Here is a 7,865-nt window from a genome sequence, read left to right as displayed (position 1 = left end):
TTCACCCGACGGGGTCGGGATCCGAAAACAATTTTATCAGCGTTTTGCTGTTCAGTTTTCAAGGTTCAGTTCGTTGCCGCTCGTTTTGGCGACTTTATTAGTATAGCACCGGCCGCCGGCCGAGTCAACAACTTTTTTAACTTCTTTTTTCGTTGCCGTGATCGGTTAAAATCACAACGTTGATTAATATACCACCGTCTCCCGATCCTCGCAAGCCTTTCTCGCATAGTCGGAATGTTCACTTTCGCTTGCTTGCCTGCCGACTTGGCTTCAACCCATAAAAACAACCGCCCGTTCCCAAACACGGGGAACGGGCGGCCAGTATCATCCATCATCCAATCAGTCGCGCTGGCGCATCTGCGGGAAAAGCAGGACGTCCCGGATCGATGCCGAGTCGGTGAGCAGCATGATGAGCCGGTCGATGCCGATTCCCAGGCCCCCGGTCGGCGGCATGCCGTATTCGAGCGCTTCAATGAAGTCCTCATCCATCTCATGGGCCTCATCGTTGCCCTGCTCCTTCTCGACGAGCTGTGCTTCAAAACGCTGGCGCTGGTCGATCGGGTCATTCAGCTCCGTGAAGGCATTCGCATGCTCACGGCGGACGATGAAGAGCTCAAACCGGTCCGTGAAGCGGCCGTCCTCCGGGTTCTTCTTGGCAAGCGGAGAGATTTCAACCGGGTGGCCAAAGATGAACGTCGGCTGGACGAGCTGTTCCTCCACCTTCTGCTCGAAGAATTCATTGAGGATATGGCCGACTTCCATCGTCGGACGCACTTCGATGCCGTGTTCTTTTGCGAGTGCATGGGCTTCTTCCTTCGTCATCTGCTGCCAGAAGTCGACGCCGGTGTATTCTTTTACGGCATCCGCCATGTGGAGCCTCTTCCAGCCAGGGGAAAGATCGATCTCTTCCCCGGCGTACATGACCTTGGACGTGCCGAGCACTTCCTGCGCCACATGGGAAATCAGGTTCTCCGTCAATTCCATGACGTCCTGGAAGTCCGCATAGGCTTCGTAAAGCTCGAGCATCGTGAATTCCGGGTTGTGGCGGGTCGAAATCCCCTCATTCCGGAACACCCGGCCGATCTCATACACTTTTTCAAGCCCGCCCACGATGAGCCGCTTCAAGTGCAGTTCGATGGCGATCCTCATATAAAGCTCCATGTCGAGCGTGTTGTGGTGGGTGATGAACGGACGTGCGGCCGCTCCGCCGGCGATGCTGTGGAGCATCGGCGTTTCGACTTCCAGGAAGCCGTGTCCGTCCAGATAGTGTCGGATCGAGCGGATGATCCGGCTGCGCGTCAGGAATGTCTCCTTGCTTTCCTCGGATGTGATCAGGTCCAGGTAGCGCTGGCGATAGCGTTGTTCGACATCCTTCAGTCCGTGGAACTTGTCCGGCAGCGGACGGAGCGCTTTCGTAAGGAAAGTGAATTCCTGCGCACGGACCGACAGTTCGCCGACTTTCGTCCGGAACACCGTACCCTTCACACCGACAATGTCACCAAGGTCCGCTGACAGAAACTGCTCGTAGGCCTCTTCCCCGATGTCGTCTTTGCGCACATAGATCTGGATCTGCCCGTCAAGGTCCTGGATATGGGCAAAGCCCGCCTTCCCTTTGCCGCGCTTGGTCATGATGCGGCCGGCGATCGTCACTTCATGCCCTTCCGATTCCAGGTCCTCCTTCGACTTTTCGCCGAACTCGTCCTTGATCTGCGACGTGAGGTGCGAGCGCTCAAAACGGCCGCCGAACGGATCCAGGCCGTTCTCCCTCATTTCCGCCATCTTCTCGCGCCTCACCACGAGCTGATCGTTCAATTCATCCAGATGCGACATACGTCTTCCTCTCCTTTATCTTCACGTGGGCCGAATTAACAGTCATGCCTTCATTGTACACAATCCGGCGCGGTTGTTCACATCATTTCTCCGCCGGCATGCTTCCCGCGGCTCCCCTCAACGGCGAAAGGGCCGCCGCAGCCGCGGCAGCCCCCGATCTTCTCACACGGCACTCGGCTCAATCGCCCGTGCCTCATCTGCAAACCCGTTCAGCAGCGCAGTGAACTCGCCGGCCGATTCCGCCCCGTTGATCGCTTTGCGGATATGGGCGTTGCCGCGGATTCCTTTCAGATACCAGGCCGCGTGCTTGCGCATTTCCCGCACCGCCACAAACTCTCCCTTGAGTTGTACGAGTCGCTTAAAATGGAGCAGGCACACATCCATCTTCTCGCGCGGCGTCGGCTGCGCGATGAGTTCACCCGTCTCCAGGTACTTCACCGTCCGGTAGATCATCCACGGGTCCCCGAGCGCCGCGCGGCCGATCATGACCCCGTCGACGCCGGTTTCCGCGATCATCCGCCCGGCGTCCTGCGGCGTTTCCACGTCGCCGTTGCCGATCACCGGTATGTTCACGGACTCCTTCATTTTGCGGATCCAGTCCCAGTTTGCCGTGCCTTCATACATCTGGACGCGCGTGCGCCCGTGGACCGCAATGGCTGCAGCGCCCGCCGCTTCCGCCGCCCGGGCATTTTCGACCCCGAGCAGATGTTCTTCATCCCAGCCGATCCGCATCTTCACGCTGACCGGCTTGTCGACGGCCGAAACGACCGCAGACACCATCTCATGGATTTTGTCCGGGTCGAGCAGCCATTTCGCCCCCGCCTCGCAGCGGATGATCTTATTGACCGGACAGCCCATGTTGATGTCGATGATGTCGGCGTTGGAACTCTTGTCGACATACTGCGCCGCTTCCACAAGTGTTTCTTTGTCGCCGCCGAAGATCTGGAGCGACAGCGGGTACTCCCGCTCATCGATGTACAGCATGTCCATCGTCTTCTCATTGCGCTGGACGATCCCCTTGTCACTGATCATCTCAGCATACACCAGACCGGCCCCGAACTCCTTCACAGTCAGCCGGAACGCCGAGTTGCACACACCCGCCATCGGAGCGAGGACCACCCGGTTGTCCATCCTGATGCCGCCGATCTCAAACGGCCTGTTCAATTCTGCCATGCTGCTTCCTCCCGTAACCAAAGACTGCGACTGTCCATAAATACCGCCGCTGCGACGGCCGTCATTCCGGCTCTGCCTCGCCGCCGGGCTGCCTGAGCCTGATTCCTTCTTCAAGATTCACCGCCGGAAATCCGGGGAAACGCCTCTCCAGCACGGGACGGATCCCCGGCTCGAGTTCAAGAAGCGGAACCAGGACAAACGCACGCTCGTGCATGCGCGGATGCGGAACCGTCAGCTTCTCCGTCTGCACGCCTTCATCATTGAACAGCAGGATGTCAAGATCCGCCGTCCGCGGGCCCCACCGGACCGTGCGCACCCGGCCGAGCTCCGACTCGATCCGCTGGCATTCCCCGAGTAATTCCTCCGCAGCCAATTCCGTCTTCAGACGGACGGCCATGTTAAGAAAAGCCGGCTGTTCCTCGAACCCGACCGGATCCGTCTCGTAAATGGATGACACCCCGTCCACTCTCGTCGAAGGCAGGTCTCCGAGCATCCGGACCGCTTCCCGGAGGTGGGTCTCCCGGTCTCCCATATTCGTGCCGATCGACAGGTAGGCCGTGTTCACGAGAACCGCCCCCTCGTGATGTCCACTTCAACTCCCCGGTAATGGCCCGGAATCGGCGGGTCGGGCTTCAGCACACGCACCCGGCATCCCGACACCTTTCCGGGAAAGGCAGCGAGGACGCGTTTGGCAATCCGCTCGGCCACCGTCTCGATGAGCTTGACCGGCTCCCCTTCGACGACATCACGGACCAGTCCGAACACGTCCGCATAGTTCACGGTGAGTTCCAGGTCATCCGTCCGCCCCGCTCCTGCCAGGTCGACGGCCAGGGACAGCGACACGCGGAACCGCTGGCCGATTTTATTTTCCTCGGGCAGTACGCCGTGGTAGCCGTAGAATTCCATTTCATGAAGGTGAATAAAGTCCAATTTTTTCATGCCCCCTCGTACTCCGTTCTCCCGGTGAGCACGTCCATCATCGCGGCCATCCGGGACATTTCCTTTACGTCATGCACACGCACCATCCGGCAGCCCTTCTGGATGCCGTAGCAGACGGTGGCGCCGGTTCCTTCCATCCGCTCGTCCACCGGCAGGCCGAGGATATTGCCGATCATCCGCTTGCGGGAAGTCGCGAGCAGCACCGGATAGCCCATCGCTACGAGATCGTCGAGGTGCTGCATCATCATAATGTTATGGCGGGTGTCCTTGCCGAACCCGATGCCCGGGTCAAGCCAGATGTTGCGGTCCGGAACACCGGCATCCTTTGCAATCCGGAGGCTTTCTTCAAGGTCGGCCTTCGCTTCCGGCCAGAAATCACCATATTCGGCCACGTCCCGGTTGTGCATCAGGATGATGGGCACGTCCCGCTCCGCCGCCAGACGGGCGATCTCCGGTTCCCGCTTCGCGCCCCAAATATCGTTGAGAATGTGTGCGCCGGCGTCAAGCGCGCCTCTGGCCACTTCCGCCTTGTACGTATCAACCGACAGGCAGATTCCTTCTTCTTCCTTCAGCCGTTCGATGACGGGCACAATCCGGGACAGCTCTTCGTCGGCCGAGATGACCGTGTGGCCAGGCCGGGTGGATTCGCCGCCGACATCGATGATCTTTGCGCCCTCGTCCCTCATGCGCAGGGCATGTCGGACCGCATCCTCTGTGCCGTTATGACGGCCCCCGTCGGAAAACGAGTCAGGCGTGACATTCAGGATGCCCATGATGACTGTTTCTGTATTGAGATCAAAGGACGTGCCGCCGATCTGGAAGCGGCCGTCCGAGCCGTTGAATTTCATCCGATAACCTCCAAGCAAAGCGGCCTGCGCCGCCTGATACCGTCTATTTTATCGCCTTCTTGCAGCGCGTTGTCAATAAAACCCGAAATCCGCGCAAAAAAAGAGTGCACGCGGCACTCTTCGGAGCGTTCTTATTGTTCGTCAAACTGATAGAGCGGCGTGCTCAGGTAGCGCTCGCCGTTTGACGGGATGATCGCGACGACCGTCTTGCCCCTGCCGAGATTTTTCGCCGTTTCAAGCGCGGCGTGGATGGCGGCTCCCGAAGAAACACCTCCGAGCACCCCTTCCTGGCGGGCGGCTTTGCGGGCAGTGTCGTATGCATCCTCATCAGACACTTGAATGATCTCGTCGTAAATATCGGTATCCAGCACTTTCGGCACAAAACCGGCGCCGATGCCCTGGATTTTGTGGGGACCCGGCTGGCCGCCGGACAGAACCGGCGATTTCGTCGGCTCGACCGCGATGATTTTGACGTCCGGGAACCGCTCCTTCAGTACCTCGCCGACGCCCGTGATCGTTCCGCCTGTGCCGACGGCTGAGATGAAGGCATCCACTTGGTCAAGGGAGTCCGCGATTTCCGGTCCGGTCGTCAGCCGGTGGAATTCCGGGTTCGACTCGTTCTCAAACTGCTGCGGCAAATACCAGCCGTTTTTTTCAGCCAGTTCGTCCGCTTTCTTGATGGCGCCTTTCATGCCGTCCGCACCGGGCGTCAGGACGAGCTCTGCACCGAATGCGCGAAGCAGGTTCCGGCGTTCCATGCTCATCGTGTCCGGCATGACGATGACCGATTTGTAGCCTTTTGCAGCGGCGATCATGGCCAGGCCGATTCCCGTGTTCCCGCTCGTCGGCTCGATGATCGTGTCGCCTTCCTTCAGCTTTCCGCTTTTTTCGGCGGCTTCGATCATGGCCAGTGCAATCCGGTCCTTGACGCTGCTTCCCGGGTTGAAGTACTCGAGCTTCAGGTAGACATCCGCATCATTGGCCCCTGTCAGGCGGTTCACTTTCACGAGCGGCGTCCCCCCGACAAGATCCGCCACCGAATTTCCGACCCTCGTCTTCATTCCAGATCACTCCTAATCCCTATTAATCAAATCGGTTTTATTCCACCCATCATAACAATGTATGCCGCCGGCTGTCAATCCGCAACAAACGCATATGGTTCTTTTCCCTTTTGTCCCGGCCATACACTTTTTTGGTCACGGTGAACCCAATAAAACAAAAAAGCACGCCCGGAGGCATGCTGTCTGTTTATTCATTGCCGTAGAACCACTTGGCGTCAAATTCATCCCAGAATGCCTCGGGCGTGACGGATTGGGTGAGCTGCTCAAGGGCCAGTTCCCGCCGGATCTGATCCTTCACTTCCTTGAACTTGAACGACCGGCCTTCATACACGCCGGAAGAGTGGAGAACAGCGGCGGTTCCGTCCGCCAGCTTGACCGGCCCTGCGTTTTCTCCTTCTTTCATCTTCCCGACCGTCTTGACGATGGCAGGATCGATGTTCTCGGAAGACTCGTTCACATAGCCGATATCGCCTCCGAGGCTGGCCGATGCCGCGTCGGTGGACCGTTCTTTGGCCAGGACGCCGAACGAAGAGCCGTTTTTGAGCTCCTTGAGCGTCTTTTCCGCTTCTGCCTCATCAGGCAAAAAGATTGCGGAGACCCGGTAACTCGTTTTCACGTCATAAAGCGCTTCGTTTTCATCGTAATAGCGCTTGATGTCCTTGTCGTCGACGAGCACATCCTTTGTGAGCACTTTTTCCAGGATGAGGCGGGACTTCACCTGCTCCCGGAGAGCGGGATCGTCCGGGTCGCCGGAGGCTTCCCCGGTTCCCTCTCCGTCCGCACGCAGGAGTGCCAATTCCAGGTCGACTTCCCCGTCCGTCACTTTGATGCCGTACTTTTCGGCGGCCGCTTCCATGACGGCCTGGTTGACCAGCTCACGGAGCGTTTCCCGCCCATACTGTTTCTCCATCGCCGACATCCAGGCTTCCCGGCTGATCGATGTCTTGCCGACATTCGCCACCTGTTCGCCGCCCTCCGCAGCGGACGATCGTCCGTCCTTCGTCGCCCACAGGGTAAACCAGAGCAGATTTCCGGCGAGCAGGATTCCGAGAACCGCGAGGACGGGCTTTGTCTTCAGCCGGCGTTTCGTCTTCTGACGGTCAGACTCATTCCCCGCCTTGCGCATCCTTCAGGTATCCTTCCAGTTCTTCTTTCGAGAATTGGTATGTCTCCATGCAGAAATGGCACTGTGCTTCGGCACCGCCGTCTTCCTCGATCATGTCGCGGATTTCATCGGCGCCGAGGCCGACAATTGCATTGCCGAAACGCTCTTTGGAGCAGTTGCAATGGAAAGCGACCGGCAGCTTGTCGATGAATTCGACATTTTCTTCGCCGAGCACTTCCTGCAGGATTTCTTCGGGTGTCAGTCCTGCATCGATCTGGCGGGAAACCGGACGTGCGGCAGACAGCTTTTCTTCCAGCAGGGTGATCGTCTCATCGGTCGCACCCGGCATCACCTGGATGATGAAGCCGCCCGCCGCGAGGATCGAGTTGTCCGGATTGACGAGGACGCCGAGGCTGACCGCGGACGGCACTTGCTCGGACACCGTCAAGTACTGAGTGAAGTCTTCTGCAATCTCGCCCGAAACAATCGGAACCTGTCCCGTGAAGTAGTCGCGGAGGCCGAGGTCCTTCACGACGGAAAACATCCCGTTCGTGCCGACCGCACGGCGGACGTCGAGCTTCCCTTGTTCATTCAAGTCAAAATGCACATTCGGATGCGTGATATAGCCGCGCACTTCCCCGTGGGCATTCGCATCGGCGAGGATCGGGCCTGCCGGGCCGTCGCCTTCGACCTTGACGGTGACCTGGTCATCGCCTTTCAGCATGGCACCGAGCATCACCGTGCCGGTCATCACGCGTCCGAGCGCGGCGCTTGCCGTCGGCCAAGTGCCGTGGCGGCGCTGGGCTTCTGCAACCGTATCGGTCGTCCTTGCTCCCATGACGCGGATCGTCCCGTCAAACGCCAAACCCCTGACAATATAATCAGACATGTTGAATCCCTCTCAATCAG

8 protein-coding genes are annotated in these 7,865 nt (G+C 58.8%); all 8 read right to left on the bottom strand.

Annotation, left to right across the window (positions count from 1 at the left end; all coding sequences use genetic code 11):
• Positions 1 to 339: 339 nt before the first annotated feature.
• The 8 genes from lysS to hslO all read right to left on the bottom strand — a co-directional run bounded on the left by lysS (position 340) and on the right by hslO (position 7,845).
• Positions 340 to 1,830 (bottom strand): lysine--tRNA ligase, encoded by a 1,491-nt coding sequence (lysS, locus tag ACFFIY_RS07080; RefSeq protein ID WP_354198136.1) that lies wholly within the window; start codon positions 1,828 to 1,830, stop codon positions 340 to 342.
• A 162-nt stretch (positions 1,831 to 1,992) separates the two neighbouring features.
• On the bottom strand, positions 1,993 to 3,003 hold the full coding sequence (dusB, locus tag ACFFIY_RS07075) for a tRNA dihydrouridine synthase DusB (RefSeq protein WP_354198134.1): 1,011 nt from the start codon (positions 3,001 to 3,003) through the stop codon (positions 1,993 to 1,995).
• Positions 3,004 to 3,064: 61 nt separating this feature from the next.
• Positions 3,065 to 3,568, bottom strand: a complete 504-nt coding sequence (folK, locus tag ACFFIY_RS07070; RefSeq protein WP_354198132.1) for a 2-amino-4-hydroxy-6-hydroxymethyldihydropteridine diphosphokinase — start codon at positions 3,566 to 3,568, stop codon at positions 3,065 to 3,067.
• Positions 3,565 to 3,933, bottom strand: a complete 369-nt coding sequence (folB, locus tag ACFFIY_RS07065; protein WP_354198144.1) for a dihydroneopterin aldolase — start codon at positions 3,931 to 3,933, stop codon at positions 3,565 to 3,567. Before folB ends, folK begins: the two co-directional genes overlap by 4 nt.
• 5 nt (positions 3,934 to 3,938) lie before the next feature.
• Positions 3,939 to 4,790, bottom strand: a complete 852-nt coding sequence (gene folP / locus ACFFIY_RS07060; RefSeq protein ID WP_354198130.1) for a dihydropteroate synthase — start codon at positions 4,788 to 4,790, stop codon at positions 3,939 to 3,941.
• A gap of 131 nt (positions 4,791 to 4,921) precedes the next feature.
• Positions 4,922 to 5,851 carry a cysteine synthase A gene (gene cysK, locus ACFFIY_RS07055; protein ID WP_354198128.1) on the bottom strand — a complete coding sequence of 310 codons (930 nt, stop codon included), beginning with the start codon at positions 5,849 to 5,851 and terminating at the stop codon, positions 4,922 to 4,924.
• Between the two features lie 187 nt (positions 5,852 to 6,038).
• The gene (locus tag ACFFIY_RS07050) at positions 6,039 to 6,977 is read right to left on the bottom strand and encodes a peptidyl-prolyl cis-trans isomerase (protein WP_354198126.1); all 939 of its coding nucleotides are present in this window, start codon (positions 6,975 to 6,977) and stop codon (positions 6,039 to 6,041) included.
• Positions 6,958 to 7,845 (bottom strand): Hsp33 family molecular chaperone HslO, encoded by an 888-nt coding sequence (hslO, locus tag ACFFIY_RS07045; protein WP_354198124.1) that lies wholly within the window; start codon positions 7,843 to 7,845, stop codon positions 6,958 to 6,960. Before hslO ends, ACFFIY_RS07050 begins: the two co-directional genes overlap by 20 nt.
• Between the last annotated feature and the right edge of the window lie 20 nt (positions 7,846 to 7,865).

The organism is Bhargavaea ullalensis, from assembly GCF_042432615.1.
GTDB classification, from domain to species: Bacteria; Bacillota; Bacilli; order Bacillales_A; family Planococcaceae; genus Bhargavaea; species Bhargavaea ullalensis.
The sequence above is the reverse complement of the archived record's forward strand: the minus strand, read 5'-3'. Positions and strand labels throughout refer to the sequence as shown.